This window comes from Bacillus sp. FSL E2-0195, from assembly GCF_038003645.1.
Taxonomy (GTDB): Bacteria; Bacillota; Bacilli; order Bacillales; family Bacillaceae_G; genus Bacillus_A; species Bacillus_A mycoides.
On the sequence record NZ_JBBOPN010000001.1, the window covers coordinates 4,160,834 to 4,182,096 of the forward strand.

The 21,263-nt window shown below is 36.1% G+C and carries 22 protein-coding genes; 3 read left to right on the top strand and 19 right to left on the bottom strand.

What is annotated here, in order from left to right:
- Positions 1 to 12: 12 nt before the first annotated feature.
- From MHH59_RS21455 to MHH59_RS21465, 3 genes are all read right to left on the bottom strand, one after another.
- On the bottom strand, positions 13 to 846 hold the full coding sequence (locus MHH59_RS21455; protein ID WP_002015165.1) for a metal ABC transporter permease: 834 nt from the start codon (positions 844 to 846) through the stop codon (positions 13 to 15).
- Entirely contained in the window at positions 846 to 1,616 is a 771-nt protein-coding gene (locus tag MHH59_RS21460; protein ID WP_002015167.1) for a metal ABC transporter ATP-binding protein, read from the bottom strand. Before MHH59_RS21460 ends, MHH59_RS21455 begins: the two co-directional genes overlap by 1 nt.
- A gap of 180 nt (positions 1,617 to 1,796) precedes the next feature.
- Positions 1,797 to 2,675, bottom strand: coding sequence for a YitT family protein (locus MHH59_RS21465; RefSeq protein ID WP_002015168.1), 879 nt, complete (start codon positions 2,673 to 2,675; stop codon positions 1,797 to 1,799).
- Between the two features lie 151 nt (positions 2,676 to 2,826).
- On the opposite strand from MHH59_RS21465, the gene MHH59_RS21470 reads away from it, so the two are divergent.
- A complete protein-coding gene (locus tag MHH59_RS21470) occupies positions 2,827 to 3,081 on the top strand; it encodes a DUF2624 domain-containing protein (protein WP_002088657.1) in 255 nt (84 codons plus the stop codon).
- A 19-nt stretch (positions 3,082 to 3,100) separates the two neighbouring features.
- Here MHH59_RS21470 and MHH59_RS21475 read toward each other — a convergent pair whose 3' ends face one another.
- Positions 3,101 to 3,997: a deoxyribonuclease IV gene (locus tag MHH59_RS21475; protein ID WP_002129124.1), complete on the bottom strand. Its 897-nt coding sequence runs from the start codon at positions 3,995 to 3,997 to the stop codon at positions 3,101 to 3,103.
- A gap of 249 nt (positions 3,998 to 4,246) precedes the next feature.
- A complete protein-coding gene (locus MHH59_RS21480; RefSeq protein WP_002015172.1) occupies positions 4,247 to 5,557 on the bottom strand; it encodes a DEAD/DEAH box helicase in 1,311 nt (436 codons plus the stop codon).
- 179 nt (positions 5,558 to 5,736) lie between these two features.
- Here MHH59_RS21480 and vrrA point away from each other — a divergent pair, with 179 nt between their 5' ends.
- Together vrrA and MHH59_RS21490 are read left to right on the top strand one after the other, a co-directional pair.
- On the top strand, positions 5,737 to 6,450 hold the full coding sequence (gene vrrA / locus MHH59_RS21485; RefSeq protein WP_002138368.1) for a VrrA/YqfQ family protein: 714 nt from the start codon (positions 5,737 to 5,739) through the stop codon (positions 6,448 to 6,450).
- An 89-nt stretch (positions 6,451 to 6,539) separates the two neighbouring features.
- On the top strand, positions 6,540 to 7,490 hold the full coding sequence (locus MHH59_RS21490) for a 4-hydroxy-3-methylbut-2-enyl diphosphate reductase (protein ID WP_002067184.1): 951 nt from the start codon (positions 6,540 to 6,542) through the stop codon (positions 7,488 to 7,490).
- Between the two features lie 40 nt (positions 7,491 to 7,530).
- On the opposite strand, the gene MHH59_RS21495 is transcribed toward MHH59_RS21490, so the two are convergent.
- The 14 genes from MHH59_RS21495 to MHH59_RS21560 form a co-directional block, all read right to left on the bottom strand.
- Positions 7,531 to 8,652, bottom strand: a complete 1,122-nt coding sequence (locus MHH59_RS21495; RefSeq protein WP_002129128.1) for a Nif3-like dinuclear metal center hexameric protein — start codon at positions 8,650 to 8,652, stop codon at positions 7,531 to 7,533.
- Positions 8,649 to 9,356 (bottom strand): tRNA (adenine(22)-N(1))-methyltransferase, encoded by a 708-nt coding sequence (locus MHH59_RS21500; RefSeq protein ID WP_002129129.1) that lies wholly within the window; start codon positions 9,354 to 9,356, stop codon positions 8,649 to 8,651. The genes MHH59_RS21495 and MHH59_RS21500 overlap by 4 nt, the downstream gene beginning before the upstream one ends.
- Positions 9,357 to 9,522: 166 nt before the next feature.
- Positions 9,523 to 9,879, bottom strand: coding sequence for a cytochrome c550 (gene cccA / locus MHH59_RS21505; RefSeq protein WP_002129130.1), 357 nt, complete (start codon positions 9,877 to 9,879; stop codon positions 9,523 to 9,525).
- Positions 9,880 to 10,264: 385 nt separating this feature from the next.
- Entirely contained in the window at positions 10,265 to 11,392 is a 1,128-nt protein-coding gene (gene rpoD, locus MHH59_RS21510; RefSeq protein ID WP_000764062.1) for an RNA polymerase sigma factor RpoD, read from the bottom strand.
- 59 nt (positions 11,393 to 11,451) lie between these two features.
- Positions 11,452 to 13,254: a DNA primase gene (dnaG, locus tag MHH59_RS21515; protein WP_002167658.1), complete on the bottom strand. Its 1,803-nt coding sequence runs from the start codon at positions 13,252 to 13,254 to the stop codon at positions 11,452 to 11,454.
- Positions 13,255 to 14,143: 889 nt separating this feature from the next.
- Entirely contained in the window at positions 14,144 to 14,956 is an 813-nt protein-coding gene (locus MHH59_RS21520) for a pyruvate, water dikinase regulatory protein (RefSeq protein ID WP_002184948.1), read from the bottom strand.
- A gap of 29 nt (positions 14,957 to 14,985) precedes the next feature.
- Positions 14,986 to 15,618, bottom strand: coding sequence for a helix-turn-helix transcriptional regulator (locus MHH59_RS21525; protein WP_002015181.1), 633 nt, complete (start codon positions 15,616 to 15,618; stop codon positions 14,986 to 14,988).
- Between the two features lie 106 nt (positions 15,619 to 15,724).
- Positions 15,725 to 16,471, bottom strand: coding sequence for a DNA repair protein RecO (recO, locus tag MHH59_RS21530; RefSeq protein ID WP_002129136.1), 747 nt, complete (start codon positions 16,469 to 16,471; stop codon positions 15,725 to 15,727).
- 33 nt (positions 16,472 to 16,504) lie between these two features.
- Positions 16,505 to 16,648 (bottom strand): YqzL family protein, encoded by a 144-nt coding sequence (locus tag MHH59_RS21535; RefSeq protein ID WP_000883924.1) that lies wholly within the window; start codon positions 16,646 to 16,648, stop codon positions 16,505 to 16,507.
- Positions 16,649 to 16,824: 176 nt separating this feature from the next.
- On the bottom strand, positions 16,825 to 17,730 hold the full coding sequence (era, locus tag MHH59_RS21540; protein WP_002088672.1) for a GTPase Era: 906 nt from the start codon (positions 17,728 to 17,730) through the stop codon (positions 16,825 to 16,827).
- A complete protein-coding gene (locus MHH59_RS21545; RefSeq protein WP_002015184.1) occupies positions 17,723 to 18,121 on the bottom strand; it encodes a cytidine deaminase in 399 nt (132 codons plus the stop codon). Before MHH59_RS21545 ends, era begins: the two co-directional genes overlap by 8 nt.
- A 99-nt stretch (positions 18,122 to 18,220) precedes the next feature.
- Positions 18,221 to 18,574 (bottom strand): diacylglycerol kinase family protein, encoded by a 354-nt coding sequence (locus tag MHH59_RS21550; RefSeq protein WP_002129138.1) that lies wholly within the window; start codon positions 18,572 to 18,574, stop codon positions 18,221 to 18,223.
- A complete protein-coding gene (gene ybeY / locus MHH59_RS21555; protein ID WP_193656093.1) occupies positions 18,571 to 19,041 on the bottom strand; it encodes an rRNA maturation RNase YbeY in 471 nt (156 codons plus the stop codon). Before ybeY ends, MHH59_RS21550 begins: the two co-directional genes overlap by 4 nt.
- Positions 19,038 to 21,182 (bottom strand): HD family phosphohydrolase, encoded by a 2,145-nt coding sequence (locus MHH59_RS21560; RefSeq protein WP_340852304.1) that lies wholly within the window; start codon positions 21,180 to 21,182, stop codon positions 19,038 to 19,040. The genes ybeY and MHH59_RS21560 overlap by 4 nt, the downstream gene beginning before the upstream one ends.
- Positions 21,183 to 21,263 lie beyond the last annotated feature (81 nt).

Consider the following 21,263-nt stretch of genomic DNA (forward strand, 5'->3'; position numbering starts at 1 on the left):
CCTATCCCTACTTTATGCAGTTTTTTTCTTTTTCCATAAAATTGCACCAATTAAAATAAGAACCGCTATCATAACAATTGTACCACCTGGAGCTAAATCAAGTTGATACGAAGCAAACATTCCACCAATTACTGCAATTTCACCAAATAAAATGGAAAAGAAAATTGTTTGTTTAAATCCTTTTGCAATACGAATACTTGCTGCAACTGGTAACGTCATTAAAGATGATACGAGAAGAACACCTACAACACGCATTGATACCGCAATTACAAGAGCAACTAATATAATGAAGATAAAGTGAATCCACTTTGCACTTAAACCGGTTGATACAGCGTATTCCTCATCAAATGATAGTAAAAACAACTCTTTGTATAATAAAACAATCGTCGCAATAACAACAATTGCTACTATACCAATAATAATTAAATCCGCACTTGTTACAGCACTTACACTACCAAATAAATAACTAAATAAATCCGTATTGAATCCATTAGCAAGTGAGATGAAGATAACTCCAATCCCCATCCCTGCTGAAAGTATAATCGGGATTGCTAACTCTTGATAATGTTTATATACAGTACGTAATTTTTCAATTAGCAATGCTCCACCGATTGAAAAAAACATCCCCATATATAAAGGGTTTAAAAACCCACCGGTAAAGATTGTCTTTTCAAGTAATAAACTCGCTGCAATTCCTGATAACGTCACATGACTTAATGCATCCGCAATAAGCGACATGCGGCGAATTACAACGAACACGCCGATAAGTGGTGCGACAAGCCCTATTAAAATACCAGCGTATAAGGAATTACGTAAAAAATCATATTGTAAAAAATCCTGTATCATTATATCCTCCCGTGATGCCCATGTTCATGTTCTAAGCGATGAACATGATGTCCATATAAAATCGACATTTCTGCATCTTCTAACTCTCGGAATTTCTCTACATTCCCATGGAAATGTAAATGCTGATTCAAACATGCAACATGCGTCACCTTCTCTGTTACAGCACCCATATCGTGCGTAACAAGAATTAACGTAATTCCCAATCTTTTGTTTAAATCCTCTAGTATCTCATAAAAACTTGCCACATTTTTCACATCAATCCCAACAGTAGGCTCGTCCAAAATAAGCAATTCCGGATCACTTACAAGTGCACGAGCAATAAATACACGCTGTTGTTGTCCACCAGAAAGTTCTCCAATGTTGCGACCTCGAAACTCGCTCATACCTACATCAGCAATCGCTTTTTCTACTTTCGCATTATCGTCTTTCGTAAAAAAGCGAAAAAGCCCTTTTTTCGAAACGAGCCCCATTGAAACAACCTCGAAAACAGTTGCCGGGAAACCTGAGTTAAAGCTACTTGCCTTTTGGGATACATAACCAACTTTATTCCACTCTTTAAATTTCTTACTATCAATGCCAAACAATCTAATACTTCCTTGCTTTGGTTTTAAAACACCCAATAAGCATTTAAGTAAAGTCGATTTCCCTGAACCATTCGGTCCAACTAAACCTAAAAAAGCTCCCTTCGGAACTTGCAAATTAATATCTTCTAACACGTTGCGATCTTCATACCGAAACGTTAATCCTTCTATTTCCAATATATTATTCATAGCATCTCACCTATTTTAATTCAGAATGATTCCGATTTATCTCTATTTGAATTATAGTACAGCTTATTATAGTTGTAAACCAATCTGCCTAAAATATATTCTTTATTTCAAGAAACCTTATTATTATAACAAAAAGCAGAGAATAATTCTCTGCTTTCAAAAGATATTACAATTAACTTTTTAGTGAATTGCTGATTTAAACTTACCACCATTTGTCTCTTGTGTATTCATAATCGTAACAAATGCGTTTTCATCAATTTCATGCACAATTGATTTTAACTTCGTCACTTCCAGACGTGTTACAACTGCATAAATAACTTCTTTTTCTTTATCTGTATAGCCACCTTTAGCAACAAGTTTTGTTGTTCCACGACCAAGGCGGTGTAAAATCGCATTTGATACTTCCTCATATTGATCCGATACTATTAAAACTGCTTTCGTTTCGTCTAATCCTTGAATTACCGTATCAATTGTTTTGAATGCGATATAGTACGTCATAACAGAATACATCGCTTGTTCAACACCAAAAACAAATGCTGCCCATGCAAAAATGAATAAGTTCACAAACATTACGAATTCACCAACAGAAAACGGTAATTTCTTCGTTAATAGAATTCCCATAATCTCGGTCCCGTCTAACGATCCACCATGACGAATAACAAGTCCTACACCAATCCCTAAAATAAGACCGCCGAAAACTGTTGCTAAAATCGGCTCTGTTGTAAATGGCGGGATAGCATGCAACGTTGATTCAATAAATGCTAAAGCTACAATTCCAAATGCTGAAGATAACATGAATGTTTTTCCAATTTGCTTATACCCGGAGTACATAAAAGGAATGTTGAGGATAACAACTAAAGTAGAAAAGCTTAACCACCAAATATTAGGAGTAAGATAATCTAATATAAGAGAAATACCAATAATTCCACCATCAATAATTTTATTTGGCATTAAAAACAGTTCAATCGCTACCGCCGCACACGCTGCCCCAAAGACAATCATAACTAAACGATATACAAGATGAATAACACTTTCTTTTCGATGTTGCTTTTTTTCCATAAGTCCTCCTTATACTCTTTATCTATAGTTTTGTTCTTATATTATAACATAAGCTTCTTTTTCCCATTGAAAAAATGCACCTTGATACGAATATGTACAAGCTATGCTTACATATATTTCGATAGAAGAACGTGTGAAGGAGGACAACACGATGAACCTCATTAAACAAATTGTGAACAAAAAATTAAACCATATTTCTACAAAAGAACTATTGAAATATAGTAAAGAATACGAAGTTCCAATAACAACTGCACAAGCTGATAAAATCGTTTTACTTATGAAAGGGAAAAACATTAACATTTACGATAATACCGAGCGACTAGATTTGTTAAAACAAATCGCTAAAGTAACTACTCCTGCCACTGCCCAACAAGTAAATATTTTATTTCAGCAGCTATTAAAATAAGGAGGGGAAAATCCCCTCCTTATTGCTCTTTAATTTTTTCAAGAATTCCTTCATCAAAAGTACCATTTTTCAGCATTTCGATTTCTAATTTATATGGTGGCTTCTTATCTTTTTTATCTTCACCTACATACGGCGTTTCAAGAATTTTTGGTACGTGCGTAAGTTGTGGGTGATGCACAATTTGATGCAATGCCTTATAGCCAATATGACCAAAACCAATATTTTCATGACGGTCTTTTCCAGCTCCGCGTACATTTTTGCTATCGTTAATATGAAGTACTTGTAAACGATTTATCCCAACAATTTTATCAAATTCGTTTAACACACCGTCAAAATCATTTACAAGGTCATAACCTGCATCATGCGTATGACACGTATCAAAACATACAGATAGTTTTTCATTATATTTCACACCATCAATAATTTTCGCAATTTCTTCAAAGCTACGACCGCATTCCGTTCCCTTTCCTGCCATCGTTTCTAACGCAATGTTAACCGTCTGCTCTGGCGTTAATACTTCATTAAGCCCTTTAATAATTTGTTGAATACCAGCATCTGCTCCTGCACCAACGTGCGCACCTGGGTGAAGAACGATTTGTTTCGCTACACCTAATGCCGATGTTCTTTCAATTTCCATGCGAAGGAAGTCTACACCTAATTGGAATGTTTCTGGCTTCGTCGTATTCCCAAGATTAATAATGTATGGCGCATGTACGATAATTTCTTCAATACCGTTTAGTTCCATATGTTTTCTTCCTGCTTCTATGTTCAATTCTTCAATTGGTTTTCTTCGTGTATTTTGCGGTGCACCTGTATAAATCATAAACGTCGTTGCACCGTATGAAACAGCCTCTTCACTTGCTGCTAATAACATTTTCTTACCACTCATAGAAACATGAGATCCAATCTTTAACATACAATCACCTCTTCAATATACAATAGATATAATGATAGCATAATTTGTAGAAATATGTAGCGAATTGTTTGTTCACACAAAAGGCACTACATAAATTAAACGGACTATTCAAACAATCTGAACTCTATACTTAAATTAACCCAATAAAGCGAAACTTTAGTCAACGTTTTTTCTACCCCTCACTAATTATTAGTCTACATTAATCGACTTTCTCTCAAGCAGTGAAATAAAAAAAATAAGGGAAATCCCTTATCTTTTTTTATTGCTATATTTTTTCTTCACTTTGTCACGTTCTGTTGCAAGTTTTCGTTTATAGTTTGGTTTTACTTTTTTCGGCTTCTTAACAACTTTTGTTGCCATAACATCTAGTCCATCACTTGGTTTTTTACGGCTCTTACGACGACGACGGTCACCTAAATCCGCCCATTCATCTCCGCGTAAATCTACATGTTTAAACTCGATATGACGTTGTTTTTCCAAACTATCTAACGCTTCTTCATTTGCTGGATCATAAATCGTCACTGCAATACCTGAATGACCCGCACGTGCAGTTCTTCCAACACGGTGAACGAAGAAATCTAAATCTGGTGGAAGTTCATAGTTAATAACATGGCTAATTCCTTCAATATCAATACCGCGTGCCGCCAAATCTGTTGCGACAATGTATTGGAACTCTAAATCACGAACTTGTTTCATCATTTTTCTACGATCACGTGGTGATAAATCACCGTGTATACGCCCTACTTTTAATCCACGTTCTGCTAATCCATCGGCTACTTCGTCAGCCTTCTTCTTTGTGTTTGTAAAGACAATTGCTAAATATGGTTTAAATTGAAGTAGCATATTTTTCACTAATTCAGTTTTATTACGGTGTCTTGAAGGCACAAGGTAATGATCAATATTTCCTGCTGCAACTTGCTTCGGATTAATATGAATATGTTCTGGATTCTCCATATATTTCTTCAAAAATGGTTTTAATTTTTGAGGAATTGTTGCAGAGAAAACTAACATTTGCAGATTTTTAGGCATACGTGCCGCAATTTTATCTACATCTTGAATGAATCCCATATCAAGCATTAAGTCCGCTTCATCGACAATAATAGTATCCGCTTTATAAACAAATAGCGCCTTTTCTTCTACTAAATCTTTAATACGTCCTGGCGTTCCAACTACAATATGAGGTTGTTTTTTCAACTTTTCAATTGATCGTTGTTTATCAGTTCCACCAATTAAACAGCGTGCTGTAATCATTTGATCTTCTGCACAGAACTTTGTTAGTTTCACAATTTCTTCGTAAATTTGTTGTGCTAACTCACGAGTAGGCGCTGTAATAACAAGTTGTACCTCTTCACGACTTGCATCAATTCTGTTTAATGTAGGAAGTAAGTATGCATGTGTTTTCCCAGAACCAGTTTGGGATTGTCCAATTATACTCACACCTTTTTTCACGACCGGGAAAATTTTCTTTTGAATTCCTGTTGGCTCTGTAAAGCGTAGTTCACGAACTGCATCTATTAAAAATGGTTTAAAATCATACTGTGTAAAAGTTTGTAGTGTCATAAGTTACACCTTCTTTCTAAAATTTCTACTGCGCACAAATCAGTCAAGTCTACATTATATCGAAATCTACAAGTAAAATCCATCTTTAGTTTAGGTTTTTATCTCAAAAACTAACCTTCTTTCCTTCCATTGCATATTGTATGTGTATATACCTAACTGAAGAAAGGAGGATTTCCCACATGTTTCCGAAATCCCCTATAAGACAAATGTATCCGAATCGAGGACAACAATCTTACACACCATATCCGATTCCACAACTACCACCGATGGCTCAAAAAAAGAAAGGTTTCCTTGCTAAACTCTTTAAAAAACACGATCCAACCGAACCTTTCATGCAAATGGTCCCTCCTTATCGACAAATGGAAGGGCCACCGATGATGCACCAACAACCGCCGCCCCAATATCAACAGCAACAGCCATACCAACAACAATATACACAACAATATCAGCCATACATGCAGCAATATCCAGAGCAGATGATACCACCTCAAATGTATGAATCAAATGATACACGTGGTGCTGCGTCAGCTACAACTGCAGCGGCATCTAGCAGCGGCATCGGTAGTTTTTTTTCAAATTTAATTTCGAACCCAACTAATATGATAAATAATATCGAAAAAGTATCTCAAGTCGTGCAATCTGTCGGTCCTGTTGTCGAACAGTACGGTCCCATTATGCGTAGTCTACCAAGCATTGTTAAAATCCTCACCTCTGGAAAAAGTACGGAAGAAAATCAAACTGAAGATGCAACAGAACAGGTTGAGGTAGCAACTCCACCTCCTCCACCTCCAAAAAGGAAACGAAAAAAAATAGTGCTTGAACCGGTAATAGAAAAAGAGGTTCCGAAAGAACCCGTTCAACAATCAGCAACAAAACCAAAACTATATGTGTAACAATCCTTTGTTTTCTATCCACTCCTCCTTTATAATGTAATGGACTATGCACAAAAGTATCCCTTGTTTAGAAGGAGAGGATTACTCACATGAAGATTGTTAAAATTTCCCCTCGTGGTTATTGCTACGGTGTTGTTGACGCAATGGTTATTGCACGTAACGCCGCATTAGATAAATCATTACCGAGACCCATTTATATTTTAGGTATGATTGTTCACAATAAGCATGTCACAGATGCTTTCGAAGAGGATGGCATCATTACATTAGACGGTCCAAGTCGATTAGAAATTTTAGATAAAATCGATTCTGGTACTGTTATTTTCACTGCACACGGTGTTTCTCCAGAAGTTAAACAACGTGCAAAAGAAAAAGGTTTAACGACAATTGATGCAACTTGTCCAGATGTTACAAAAACACATGACCTTATCGAAGCAAAGAAAGCTGAAGGATACCATGTCATTTATATCGGCAAAAAAAATCATCCAGAACCAGAAGGCGCAGTTGGTATCGCACCTGATATCGTTCACCTTATCGAAAAAGCTGATGATTTAAAAACACTAGAAATTCCAACGGATAAAATTTTAGTTACGAATCAAACAACAATGAGTCAATGGGATGTTCAACATTTAATGGAGGACATTCAGAAAAAATTCCCAACAGCAGAATTCCACAAGGAAATTTGTTTAGCAACTCAAGTTCGCCAAGAAGCTGTCGCTAAACAAGCTGATGTTGCAGATTTAACAATTGTTGTCGGTGATCCGAAAAGTAACAACTCAAACCGTTTAGCACAAGTATCACAAGAAATCGCTGGTACGACAGCATACCGCGTTGCAGACGTAAGTGAAATCCAATTAGAATGGCTACAAGGTGTAGAAAACGTAGCTGTTACAGCAGGTGCTTCTACTCCAACGCCAATTACAAAAGAAGTTATTGCTTTCTTAGATCAATATGACCCAATGAATCCAGCTACATGGGAAAGAATTCGAAAAGTACCACTTCAAAAGATACTACCTCGTGTAAAAGTGAAAAAAGAACAATAATAAAAACCGTTGCCTACATGAGCAACGGTTTTTATTTTTCTTATACAAATGTGAATGGATCTGTATGTAACTGCGAAGCGTGAATGTGTACATTGAATTTCTTCACATCTACTTTTTCTTGCAATTGTTTTTGTACACCTTGCTTCATTACTTTTTCAACGTTATGTCCTGGATCGACTATATTTAAACCAATCATCATCGCATCGTGAGCAACATGATAATACATATCACCTGTTACATATACATCTGCTCCTTTAAATTTCGCTTGGTTTATATATTTATTACCGTCACCACCAAGTACAGCTACTTTACGCACCTTATCATCTAACTTTCCAACAACTCTTGCACCCTTTACATGTAATGATTGTTTCACATGTAAAGCAAACTGCTCAAGCGTCATTTCTTCTTGTAAATACCCTATTTTACCAAGACCTAATGTTTCACCTTTATTATCAAGCGGATATACATCATATGCCACTTCTTCATATGGATGGGCTGCCAACATCGCTTTAATAACCTTTCTTTGTAATGAAGCTGGAATAATCGTTTCGACACGTATCTCTTCCACACGTTCTAACTGCCCAGTTTCTCCGATATAAGGATTTGTACCTTCTTGAGGGATAAACGTACCTACCCCTTCGCTACCGAACGTACAGTGGCTATAATTACCGATATGACCTGCATCCGCATCTCCAAGAGCTTTGCGCACTTCTTCTGCATGGGTTACTGGAACAAATACAACAATTTTTTTCATTTCTTCTGCATATGTAGGAGCTAATACTTCTGTATTTTGTAACCCTAACGCATCAGCAAGTAAATCATTTACCCCGCCCTTAGCAATATCTACATTTGTATGTGCGGCATAAACCGCAATATCATTTTTAATACACGTTTCAATAATTCTTCCGTACGCCTTATCTGTATGAATCGCTTTTAATGGATTAAAGATTAAAGGATGGTGCGCTATAATGATATTCGCTCCTAATTGGATCGCCTCGTCCACAACTTCCTCAGTTACATCTAACGCGATTAATACGTGCTGGACAGGTTTATTAAGCGCTCCAATCTGTAAGCCAATCTTATCCCCTTCCATCGCTAAATGCTTCGGATACATACCTTCAAACAAAGAAATAATTTCATGACCATTCGGAATTTTACTCATGATAAAACCTCTCCTATCATTTTCATTTTCGCTTCTACTTCTGCACGCTTCGCTTTTGTCTCTTCAGACTCTGCTGCACGTTCTAACTGTTTTAAAATATTTTGGAAGTTTTTCAATTCCCCTTCCCACTTTTCAACAAAAGCTTCACTTTTTTCTTTTATTAAAAATGGACCCATAAACAATTCAGCTTGTTTATTTTCAGAGTAAGGTACTGCAGTATCTCCTCGCTCTCCGACTAAAATCTCGTAAATCTTTCCGTCTTCTATTACAATTTTCTCACGGATAAGCTCCCATCCATTTTCAATAAACCATTCACGGATATGGTGTGCTGCAATATTCGGCTGTAAGATTAAACGTGTTACACCTTCTAATTTTTCTTTACCACTTTCTAAAATGTCACGAATTAACGCTCCACCCATACCAGCAATCGTAATAACATCTACTTCTCCTGGCACTATAACAGCTAATCCATTCCCTTTACGAACGTCTACTTTATCTTGTAAGCCACTTTCAGCTACAGTTGCTTGTGCAGAGCGAAACGGTCCATCTACAACCTCTCCTGCAACTGCTTTTGTAGCAATATTATTTATAATTGTATAACACGGTAAATACGCATGATCCGATCCAATATCAGCTACTGTAGAGCCTACCGGAATCTCCCTCACAACTTCTTCTAATCGTTTCGAAAGCTTTACTTCATTCATGTATTTCCATTACTCCTTCTCTTCTCAGTCTGTCTCCATGATAATGAATTTATAGTAGTTGTTGCAAGTCCATAACAATACTTCAATTCTCTATTACTAATCGTATTTTAGATAGTATAGAAAAACAAGCCTTTTGCAAAAAGCAAAAGGCTTGTTTTTCTATACTTTATTTTTTCTTCGATAACCAATCAGCTACTTTTGCCGCTTGATCAGCTGGAACTATATTTGGCGGCATATTTCCTTTTCCTTTTGAAATAACTTCTTTAATTTCATCTTTTGAAAGTTTCCCACCAATTTTTTGTAAATTAGGGCCTACCGCTCCTTGTAACTGATCACCATGACAGCTCGTACAGCTTTGCTTTACAATATCCTCTGGCTTTGATGCTGTTTGTGCTGGTTTCCCACCATTTTTTGCATCAGCTAACTCTTTAGATTTATTTAGCCCCTGAAATGAAAATACAAACATAACGATAATACCTAATGCTGCAATAAGAGCGAACGGAATCAACGGATTACGTTTCATATCTCTTCTCCCCCCTCTATACCGCTAAATAGTTAGATGATTCAGTCATTTATATTGTACTTGAAAACGCCCTATCAGAAAAGAGCAAACTACTACTTGTTAAAAATATTCCGTAAATTCATTTTATTGATTTTCACTATTATATCGCATATTATTTCGATAATTACTAACGTTTCTCATCATATTTTTTACTTTTCTACATATTATTTTGTATATAATAAACAAAATAAATCGAAAAATCGAAAAATGAGCATTTGCAAATCAAAAGACAATTCTGTAAAATAAATTACAAGAAATTGTAATCGTTGCCGATAGCTAAATTTTAACAAAAATTAACAAAACAAAAAAGTTTACTTCACAAAAGTGAAGTAAACTTAAAGGTAGCCTATTCTAAGAAATCCTTAAGACGCTTACTACGGCTTGGATGTCTTAATTTGCGAAGTGCTTTCGCTTCAATTTGACGAATACGTTCTCTCGTTACGCCGAATACTTTCCCAACTTCTTCAAGCGTACGAGTTCGTCCATCATCTAAACCAAAACGAAGACGCAGAACATTTTCTTCACGATCTGTTAGTGTATCTAACACATCTTCTAATTGTTCTTTTAGCAATTCATACGCTGCATGGTCCGCAGGCGATGTTGCTTCTTGATCTTCGATAAAGTCACCTAAATGGGAGTCGTCTTCTTCACCAATTGGTGTTTCAAGAGAAACTGGCTCCTGTGCAATCTTTAAGATTTCGCGTACTTTTTCTGGAGCAAGATCCATTTCTTCACCAATCTCTTCAGGAGATGGTTCGCGTCCTAGATCTTGTAATAATTGACGTTGTACACGGATTAACTTATTAATTGTTTCAACCATATGAACTGGAATACGAATTGTTCGCGCTTGGTCTGCAATCGCACGTGTAATAGCTTGGCGAATCCACCAAGTTGCATACGTACTAAATTTAAAACCTTTACGGTAGTCGAACTTTTCAACTGCCTTAATTAGACCCATATTTCCTTCTTGGATTAAGTCTAAGAAAAGCATACCACGGCCCACGTAACGCTTTGCAATACTTACTACAAGACGTAAGTTTGCTTCTGCAAGACGGCGTTTTGCTTCTTCATCGCCTTCTTCAATACGTGTCGCAAGTCGAATTTCTTCTTCAGCAGATAGTAAGTCTACACGACCAATTTCTTTTAAGTACATACGAACAGGGTCATTGATTTTCACACCTGGCGGCACACTTAAATCATTAAGGTCAAATTCTTCTTCCGTTTTTGTAATTTGACGATTATTAGGACCTTCGTCGTTGTCATTGTCACCAACTAAGTCAATCCCTTGTTCACCTAAATATTCATAGTATTCATCCATTTGATCGGATTCAATTTCAAATCCATTCATGCGTTCTGCAATCTCTTCATATGTAAGAACGCCACGTTTTTTTCCGAGCTCAGTGAGTTGTTCTTTCACTTGCTCAAGGGTCATTTCAGTTTCAATTTGTTTAGAACGAGCTGGTTTATCAGCCATCTGTTCCCCTCCTTACGCGAGATACAAACATTCATTATACTAAAACTTTATCGAAAAAGCTATTTTCTTGCTTTTTGACTTTGTAAATATGCCACATAATATTTAGCAGCCTCTACAGGATCTGTTTTTTCCATTTGTTTTACTTTAAAGATAATTTCCATCTTTTCAAGTTTTTCTTTATGGCGTCTTAGCGCCTCCAAATGACCTTGTAACGCTTCTTCTGTGTACTCTGGATTAATAAATTCATCCGTCGAAATATCAGTAATAATATTTTTCAACTTTTCATCAGAGAGCCAACTTAAAAATGTTCCGACTGAAGGTTCATTTCCCTTTTCATAATATGCGTATAGTTCATATAAAATCCCTTTATGTTCTTCTGTATAAAAATCTTCTATATGAGGTTCCATACGCACTGTCACTTCTGCACTTTGCAACATATGGTAAATAATTTCTCTTTCTGCCCTTTCAAAACCTGTTAATTTCGGTTTCGTTTGAACAATTTGAGATGGCTTAGAAACCTGCTTTATTTGTTTTTGCTGTACCTTTTGTTCTTTGCGATATTGGTGCAATTGATTCAAAAGTGTTTCCATTGAATACGAAAATTCTTGCGATAATGATTTTAAATATGATTCCGCCTGCATCGCATCCTGTAGCAATGATAACTCTTTTAAAACACTTTTTACATATTCTTCTTTGCCAGACTCATCTTGCAAATTTTTCCCTAAACGCAAATAATTTATTTTGAAACCAACAAAACTTATACTTGATTTCACAAGATTTTCAAAAGCGGTTGTCCCATATTGTTGCACATATTCATCAGGGTCAAGCTTATCTGGCAAGGATGTAACTTTCACTTGGCAACCAACTTGCAATAGTAATTGCCCTGCTTTCATCGTCGCTTCTCGCCCTGCTTTATCACCATCATAGCAAAGAACAACAGTTTCAACGTTACGTCGCAGAAGTTTCGCTTGTTCTTCAGTTAAAGCTGTTCCCATTGTCGCAACAGCTTCTTCCACACCACTTTTCACCGCGGCTAGTACATCGGCATAACCTTCAAAAAGGACAACCTGCCCACGTTTTCTAATAAACGGCCTTGCTTGGTGGAAATTATACAACAGCTTACTTTTGTAAAAAATCGGTGTTTCAGGACTATTCAAATATTTCGGAGTGTCATCGCCTAATGCCCTTCCACTAAACGCTATCACCTTACCTTGTAAAGTATAAATCGGAAACATAACTCTTCCGCGGAAGCGGTCATAATGACTGCCATCCTTCTCACTTCTTACAAGAAGGCCAGCCTGTTCCATACTAGATAGCGACAAACCTCTTTTTTGTAAAATTTTCGTTGCTGCATCCCAAGCTTGTGATGCATAACCAATTTCAAATTTCTCAATCATCTCTTTTGTAATACCACGTTTTAATAAATATGAAAGTGCTTCATTTCCTTCTTCTGTATTTACTAATAAATGATGATAATACTTTTTCAAAAGTTCATGAGCCTGTTGCATGATGACAGTGTCATCAGATATGTCTTCTTGTTGTTGTTGTCCTTGCCCTGATTTATATTCTGCAACTGCAATTCCATTTCTTTCGCCAAGCTTTTGAACAGCCTCTGTGAAAGCAAGTCCTTCCATTTTCATAAGAAAAGAAAATACATTTCCACCTTCTCCACATCCGAAACAATGAAAAATTTGCTTATCAGATGAAACAGAGAATGAAGGAGAATTCTCACCATGAAATGGACAAAGGCCGAAATAGTTACGCCCCTGCTTTCTAAGTTGAACATACTCACCAATCACTTCTACAATATCGGATGATGTCCGAATCTGTTCAACAACTTCTTCAGGAATTCTGTTCCCCATAACTCCATCTCCGTGTCGTATTTTGTATTCGATATAAATTAAAAGATTCCTTTATAATTCGACAATATTTTTCTAAATTTGTTAGAAAGTACTGTCGATCACATTGTGTAAACGATTTTGGACCTTTCGTATAAGTCCCCAGTCTACGTAAATTCGCAGATACATACTACTATATAAAATTGTATACATTTGCTCATCTGTTACAAATGTATCTCCTGGAGACAATACATATACTCCTTTTTCACAAGAAGACTAGCAAGAAGCACTATAGCCTGTATGATCATGAGATCTGTAGCTTTTGCATGTTAATAAATATAACAGTCAACTTCATCTTGCTCAGAATCTACATAGACCCAATTACCTTGCTGTTTTCTTGAACGATGAGCATAGGATACGACAAACAAAATTTCGACATAAAATTTTGTTCCAACTTGCACAATTGCATTCTTCACGGGATACGCATCTGCATCAAATAATATCTTATCTGATGTTTTGCATATTTCTGTATTCTACATCCCTTCTGTGAATCCTTCCATAATGTGCGTTTTCTTGTCTAGATTTTGTCGATTTAACGTAAATACATGTCTTTTTCGAAAATCCTATCCCTAGTTTATTCTGAAAAATTAAAGTCTAAACGTAAAATATAGGTTTTTATCACAATTTTTTATTATAATATATTTTCTTCAACTACGCTACATATCCCTTTAATTTTCATCTTACACTTAAAGATAACGAAATCGTTCCTTTAGCATAATTAAAAAACAGAAGAATATAAGTATAACCATTCCGCTATATTCTATTACTAAGCCAAAAGTTCATGCTCTACTTCGCATCTTCCTCTAACGCCTTCTCACGAGCGAAAAAAGCACATTCACCTTTGGTAAATGTGCTAAAACATTTTTTGGTTTTGCACTGCATTCACAATAATATTTGCTGTTTCTTCAATTGCCTTATTTGATACATCAATCACTTGACAATTTATTTTACTAATTACTTCCTCAAAATGATCAATTTCTTCTTGAATACGATTAATATTTGCATATGTTGCTCCATCACTTAATCCAAGTGATTTCAATCGTTCTTTTCGAATATGATTTAACTTATCTGGTATAATTTTCAAACCGAAACATTTCTCTTTTGCCACTTGATATAATTCCTCAGGCGGATCCACTTCCGGTACAAGTGGTACATTAGCAACTTTCAAACGTTTGTTATGCGCTAAATATTGTGAAAGTGGTGTTTTTGATGTACGTGAAATTCCAATCAACACGATATCAGCTTTTAAAATACCACGTGCATCCCTACCATCATCATACTTAACTGCAAATTCAATCGCTTCAATTTTTTTAAAGTACTCTTCATCTAATCTTCGAACGACACCTGGCTCATACCTTGGTACTTGCCCTGTAATTTCTTCAATTTGATCGATAAGAGGTCCGATAATATCGTATGCCTCTACTCCTTCTTTTGCCGCTTCTGCCAATAAATATTGACGCATATCAGGCTTTACTAACGTAAAACAAATAAGCGCTTGATTGCTCTTGGCAATCGAGATTACTTCTTTTAATGTCCCTGTATCTTCTACATACGGTACACGCCTAATATCAGGAGCGAATGGGAACTGTCCCATTGCCGCTCTAACAACCAAATCAGCCGTTTCTCCTACAGAGTCAGATACGACATATACGATTTTATTATCCATTACATTACCTCACTTTAAACAAATTACACTTATTCGTTATTTACTAAATTTACAAACGCACGTGTAATATTTGTTTTTGTAATTCGTCCAATCACTTCTAAACCTTGTTTCGTATCCTTCACAACCGGCATCGCATCAATCTGTCTTTCTATTAATTCCATCGCAATATCATATAAAGAATCCTCCCTGCGACACATCGCAATGTTTGGCATCCTTGTCATGATAATATTAACCGGAAGAGAGGTTAAATCCTGCTTTCCTAAGCTAGCTCGTAATAAATCTTTACGAGATACAACGCCAACTAATAAAGTAGCTTGATCTACAACAAATAATGTACCAACGTCCTCTAGAAACATAGTACAGATTGCATCGTATACTGATACATTTTTATCAATTACAGCCGGTCTAGATTGATAATCTTGCACTTTAATTTTCTTAACAGCTTCAGATAATAGCTGTCCCCCGGTTTTACCCGTATAAAAATAACCTACACGTGGACGCGCTTCTAAATAACCAGCCATCGTTAAAATTGCTAAGTCTGGTCTTAGCGTTGCACGTGTTAAACCCAATTGCCCAGCAATTGACTCCCCTGTAATAGGACCGTGATCTTTTACAATCTGAATGATATGCTCTTGCCGTTTATTCAGCTCTATGATAATCACCACCTTTAATGCACAACGAAAAAAGTTATACTATCTCTTAAATATTATATACTAAATATGCTATTCGAAAAAGAAAGTATGTAAAAAGGACCGTATACGGCCCTTTTTATATTTGAAACTTATCAAGTTGTTCCAAGAAACGCCTTGTTTTCAAATAAATCCCACAATATTCGTCATAATATGTATTCAATACTGTGCGCATTTGTTTTTTTGTACTATCCTTCACCGATACATTACCGAGCCGGTGTAAATCAAAGTGAAAAAAGAGACGTAATAATTTATGAACAGCCTCTCCCACCGGAATACGATACGGATCTTGCTCCGCATGACGCGAGCACAGAAAACCGCCTTCCCGGACAGAGAAGGCGACAAAATCTGTTTCTTGATGACAAATAGCACATGTATCAAAGTACGGGCGCATCCCTAATACCGGAAGCATTTTCGTTTGATAAATTAATGATAATACTTCTGGATCAACACCCTCACACATATAATGCAACGTTTGATATAACATTTCAAATAAATACGGATTATGCTTCTTATCTTCTGTTGCTTTATCGGTTAATTCAATAATAAATGATGCATAAGCAGTTAAAAATATATCCTCGCGAATTTCTTTCATAGATGAAATAATCTCGCCTTGTTGCAAAGTTCCAAGTCCAGATCCCATTTGAATAAGAAAATGACCATGTGTCATAAGTTGCGAAATAGCTGCTAACCGACTCTTCGGCTTTTTCGCCCCTCTTGCCATTGCACTTACCTTACCAAATTCCCGCGAGTATATTGTAACAATCTTATTTGTTTCTCCGTAATCTGTCGTACGGATAACAATGCCCTCAACTTTTTGAAACATGTTCGTCACCATCCAAGGTTTGAACAAAACGGGTCAAGAAATTGGAGAGTCTAGATGCGCTAACTCCTCTTCATGTTGATCCATCTCATCGTTTACGTCTTTTTCCATTTCTTTCAAAAGCAAATACGTTTCAATGCTTCCTGTTTTGGAGAAAAACTTCCAGGTAAAATCTAGCATAAGAATCCACCTTTCTCAATAAGCGTAGCCTATAAACCAATTTCTTTTGTTGTTATTAAGTTGACCCATTTTGTTCATTTTCATGTGAGAAAAATTTTTCCTAATTTATCAAGGTTCATAAAAACCAATAATCAGCGGATGAACAAAACATCCACTGATCACAACTTTACTTCATATTAATACTCGTCTTCACGGAAACCAAGGTCACGAAGCTGTGACATCTTATTACGCCAATCTTTTTGCACTTTCACCCATACTTCTAAAAATACTTTAGAACCAAGAAGTGCTTCAATGTCAAAACGAGCTCTCTTACCGACTTCTTTTAACATCTTCCCTTGCTTACCTATAATAATTCCTTTTTGTGATGCACGTTCAACAACAATCGTTGCGTTTATATAAACCGCTCCGCCCTCACGCTTTTGAATTGCATCAATAACAACCGCTACAGAATGCGGTACTTCTTCACGTGTTAAATGTAATACTTTTTCACGAATAAGCTCTGAAATAATAAATCGCTCTGGATGATCCGTTACTTGATTATCCGGGTAATATTGCGGTCCTTCTGGTAAATACTTTTTAATTGCTCCGATTAACGCTTCAACGTTATTACCGTCCAATGCAGAAATTGGCACAATCTCCGCGAACTCATATAATTTACGATATTGATCAATCAACTCCAGCAATTGCTCTGGATGAAGTTGGTCAATTTTATTAATTACCAAAAATACCGGTTGTTTCGTTTCTTGTAATTTCTCAATAATAAATTCCTCACCACGACCATATCCTTCAGTTGCATTGACCATAAACAAAACAATATCAACTTCTTTTAATGTCGTTTGAGCCATCTTCACCATGAAATCGCCTAGTTTATGTTTAGGTTTATGTATTCCTGGTGTATCAATGAAAACTACTTGTGAATCATTTTCTGTATATACACCTTGAATTTTATTACGAGTTGTTTGTGGCTTATCGCTCATAATGGCAATTTTTTGGCCAATAATACGATTTAAAAATGTAGATTTCCCAACATTCGGTCTGCCAATAATAGAGACAAAACCTGATTTATAACCTTTTCTATTCATGTAAATCCTCCGCTAAAAATGCTCCTGGTAACAATTCTCCGACTGTTGTCTCTTGAACATCACCATGTAAGTTTGATAGGTATACTTTCGTATCCTGTTTACATAATTCTATCATAACTTGTCGACATGCTCCACAAGGAGGTACTGGACGCTTTGTATCCGCTACGACTGCAATAGCTACAAACTCGTTATCCCCTTCAGAAATTGCCTTAAATAAAGCTGTTCGTTCTGCACAGTTACATAAACCATATGATGCATTTTCAACATTACATCCACGATATATTTTTCCATCCTGAGTTAGTAAAGCTGCACCTACTTGAAATTTAGAATATGGTACGTACGCTCGTTTACGCGCTTCGGTTGCTTCTTGAATTAATTGTTTGCTATTCATATTCCCGCATCCTTTCCGTTCATAGATGTGAATAGATACACTCTTTCATTAAAGGCCTTCACGGCGCTCCCAAAGCTTAATAAAAGCTTCGGAATGCAACTATACCATATACGGTAAAAAGATAATAGCACCAATTACAGCAGCTATAATTGCAAATAATAAAACTGCCCCTGCTGCAACATCCTTTGCAATTTTTGCAACCGGATGAATATCGGTGGTTGCTAAGTCTACTGTTTTTTCAATAGCCGTATTCACCATCTCTAAACTCATTACAATCCCTATCACAATAAGTACGACAATCCATTCCATTGTTGTAATATGGAAATAAAAGCCGCAGCATATAACGATGACTGCGGCTAAATAATGAATTTTCATATTTCGTTCATGACGAAGACAAAAGTATATACCAGCTATAGCATATCCAAAACTATCTAAAAGTTTTCCTGTTTTCATCGTCCTAATCCAAAGGCCTCTAAAATTTCTTTTTGTCTTCCAAACATTTCTTTCTCATCTTCTTCTGTGATATGATCATAACCAAGCAAATGCAAAAAGCCATGTAGTGCTAAAAACCCAAGTTCTCGATCAAAAGAATGTCCATATTCTTCAGCTTGTTCTTTTGCTCTTGGAATAGAAATAATAAGATCTCCTAACATACGCGGCATCTCTGCACCGACAATTTCCATTTCGCCTTCTCCCATTTCTTCCATAGCAAAAGAAATAACGTCCGTAGGCTGATCCTTATCTCGGTAATCACGGTTTATTTCACGAATACGTTCATTATCTACAAATGTAACCGATAATTCTGCACCTTCTTCTATGTTCTCCATTTGGGCTGCTTTCTCTACTAAACCTCGAATCAAACTTATATATTCGTCTTTCACTTCTTCTGTTTCATCAATAAAATCAATTAATAAACTCATTCTTTCTCCTTTTCTTCCGGCGGTTCCGGATATGTAATACGGGAATGGAAAATACCATTTAACGTTTCACATAACGTTTTTCCAACGATTTGTAGTTCCTTAAATGTCAAATCACATTCACTAAATTGACCATCTTGCAGGCGATCTTTAATAATACTTTGCACTAAATTATTAATCTGATCTGGTGTTGGATGGTTCATCGAACGTACCGCCGCTTCCACACTATCAGCAATACCAACGATCGCCGACTCTTTAGAAGTTGCTTTTGATCCTGGATAGCGGAACATTTCCTCCGTATATTTCTCTTTATCTTCTTTAATCGCATTATAATAAAAATATTTAAGTAACGTTGTACCATGATGCTGACCAGCAATATCGATAATTTCTTGAGGTATATGGTGTTCTTCTAACATTCTCACCCCATCGGTTACATGAGCAATTATAATATCTTTGCTCGTTACAGGGTCTAATCTATCATGCGGGTTTTCAATACCCATTTGGTTTTCAATAAAAAACTGTGGTTGTACCGTTTTCCCTACATCATGATAATACGCCCCTACACGCGCTAATACTCCATTTGCTCCAACTGCTTCACAAGCAGCTTCTGAGAGATTAGCTACCATTACACTATGGTGATATGTACCTGGTGCTTCTAATAAAATTTTACGCAAAAGCGGGTGATTCGGACTTGAAAGTTCCATCAATTTCATACTCGATACAATCCCAAGACCACTTTCTAAATACGGTAAAATCCCCATAGCTAGAACAGAAGAGATAATACCCGAAACAGCAGCCATTAATAATTGCACCCCAATTTCAAGAGGCGAAAAATTCCCGTTACGTAATAATAGCAAAGCCGCTAATACGACTACATTTAATACAGAAACGAGTATACCAGCTTGTAAAATCATCGTACGACGATTTTTTTCTCTCAAGAAAATACTAACTGATAATGAACTTAATAAAACATAAATCCCCACACTATAATTCAGTGTACTCGTTACACCTTCATTAAACATAATACTTCCGCATACAGAAAAGATCATACTCGTTAAAAATACAAATCGATCACCAATCATTAATTTTACAAGTATTGTTCCCATTGCAACTGGAACAACATACGCGATTCCTGCATACTCAAGCTTTTGAAACAAACTAATGATTTTCATTAAAACAATCGTGATAGACAAAATTGTAATATACGCTAAGACATACGGCCTATCTTCTCTTTTCCGCTGTAAAAACACTTCAAACTGCTTATGCATAAAGTACAATAGCACACCAATGAGTACCGCTAACCCAACATAGGGTTGAAAACTGTTCCCTTTTTCTAACAGGCCAACTAATTTCAACTGATTGTACATATCACTTGAAATCGTTTCACCTTCTCTAACAAGGACTTGCCCTTGAAGAATATAAACAGGTGGAACTAAATCTTCTTCCGCTTTTCTCTTCTCTTTTGTTAAGGTCGGATCATAAAAATAGTTTGCAGAAATCGCATATTTCCCTAACGCCTTAATAGATTCCTTTAAACCATTATCAACATTAACACTATTCATCTCACTTACATATCGTTCCTTCGCATCCTTCAATTCATCCATTTTAACATGCTCAGTCATGATACTATTAATAGCTGTAACTGTTGCATCTTTCGCTAATACTAATTGGTTCGAATCCGCATTAATTAAGTTTAGTAAGTTTGAATCAGATAATTCTTTCGTTAAATCAGTAGGCAATTTTTTTTTCAACTTGTCCAATTTTTCAGCATCAGTAATCTTTTTTTGCTCATCCGGTCCAACCGCTTTAATCTCTTGTATCACTTCATCTACTTTAGCAAAGACGTCATTCACAATATCCACTTTATTTTGTTTATACTCACTTTTATATGTATATTGATCTTCAACTTTTGTAGCGGCTTCTTTTTTCTTTTTGTCCGTTGTAACTTTATCTTCAATTTTAATAGGAGAATGGATTGTTTTTTTCGCAATAGAATATGTTGTAACATCTAATTGCTCTGGTTTTACATTATTCATAAGTGCAAAAAACAGCACTGCCCCTAATAAAACGTAAGAAATCCAACTTAGTTTTTTCGAATGTTGTAAATTACGAAACCACTTAGAAATTTCTTGAGATCTTGACATGATTTCAATACCTTCTCCTCTCCAGAAATAAAGTGAAACTATTTATAGCTTTCATTTCTTCTAGGTAACGATACTTTTTGG

Excerpts from the sequence above, each read along its gene's own strand:
- vrrA (WP_002138368.1), top strand. The coding sequence starts at position 5,737 with ATGTTTCCGAAATCCCCTATAAGACAAATGTATCCGAATCGAGGACAA.
- MHH59_RS21465 (WP_002015168.1), bottom strand. The coding sequence starts at position 2,675 with ATGGAAAAAAAGCAACATCGAAAAGAAAGTGTTATTCATCTTGTATAT.
- MHH59_RS21490 (WP_002067184.1), top strand. The coding sequence starts at position 6,540 with ATGAAGATTGTTAAAATTTCCCCTCGTGGTTATTGCTACGGTGTTGTT.
- MHH59_RS21470 (WP_002088657.1), top strand. The coding sequence starts at position 2,827 with ATGAACCTCATTAAACAAATTGTGAACAAAAAATTAAACCATATTTCT.
- rpoD (WP_000764062.1), bottom strand. The coding sequence starts at position 11,392 with ATGGCTGATAAACCAGCTCGTTCTAAACAAATTGAAACTGAAATGACC.
- MHH59_RS21475 (WP_002129124.1), bottom strand. The coding sequence starts at position 3,997 with ATGTTAAAGATTGGATCTCATGTTTCTATGAGTGGTAAGAAAATGTTA.
- MHH59_RS21460 (WP_002015167.1), bottom strand. The coding sequence starts at position 1,616 with ATGAATAATATATTGGAAATAGAAGGATTAACGTTTCGGTATGAAGAT.
- MHH59_RS21480 (WP_002015172.1), bottom strand. The coding sequence starts at position 5,557 with ATGACACTACAAACTTTTACACAGTATGATTTTAAACCATTTTTAATA.
- MHH59_RS21560 (WP_340852304.1), bottom strand. The coding sequence starts at position 21,182 with ATGTCAAGATCTCAAGAAATTTCTAAGTGGTTTCGTAATTTACAACAT.
- dnaG (WP_002167658.1), bottom strand. The coding sequence starts at position 13,254 with ATGGGGAACAGAATTCCTGAAGAAGTTGTTGAACAGATTCGGACATCA.
- MHH59_RS21455 (WP_002015165.1), bottom strand. The coding sequence starts at position 846 with ATGATACAGGATTTTTTACAATATGATTTTTTACGTAATTCCTTATAC.
- recO (WP_002129136.1), bottom strand. The coding sequence starts at position 16,471 with ATGTTTCAAAAAGTTGAGGGCATTGTTATCCGTACGACAGATTACGGA.
- MHH59_RS21545 (WP_002015184.1), bottom strand. The coding sequence starts at position 18,121 with ATGAATAGCAAACAATTAATTCAAGAAGCAACCGAAGCGCGTAAACGA.
- MHH59_RS21520 (WP_002184948.1), bottom strand. The coding sequence starts at position 14,956 with ATGGATAATAAAATCGTATATGTCGTATCTGACTCTGTAGGAGAAACG.
- MHH59_RS21535 (WP_000883924.1), bottom strand. The coding sequence starts at position 16,648 with ATGCTAGATTTTACCTGGAAGTTTTTCTCCAAAACAGGAAGCATTGAA.
- ybeY (WP_193656093.1), bottom strand. The coding sequence starts at position 19,041 with ATGAGTTTATTAATTGATTTTATTGATGAAACAGAAGAAGTGAAAGAC.
- MHH59_RS21550 (WP_002129138.1), bottom strand. The coding sequence starts at position 18,574 with ATGAAAACAGGAAAACTTTTAGATAGTTTTGGATATGCTATAGCTGGT.
- era (WP_002088672.1), bottom strand. The coding sequence starts at position 17,730 with ATGAATAGAAAAGGTTATAAATCAGGTTTTGTCTCTATTATTGGCAGA.
- MHH59_RS21500 (WP_002129129.1), bottom strand. The coding sequence starts at position 9,356 with ATGAATGAAGTAAAGCTTTCGAAACGATTAGAAGAAGTTGTGAGGGAG.
- MHH59_RS21495 (WP_002129128.1), bottom strand. The coding sequence starts at position 8,652 with ATGAGTAAAATTCCGAATGGTCATGAAATTATTTCTTTGTTTGAAGGT.
- cccA (WP_002129130.1), bottom strand. The coding sequence starts at position 9,879 with ATGAAACGTAATCCGTTGATTCCGTTCGCTCTTATTGCAGCATTAGGT.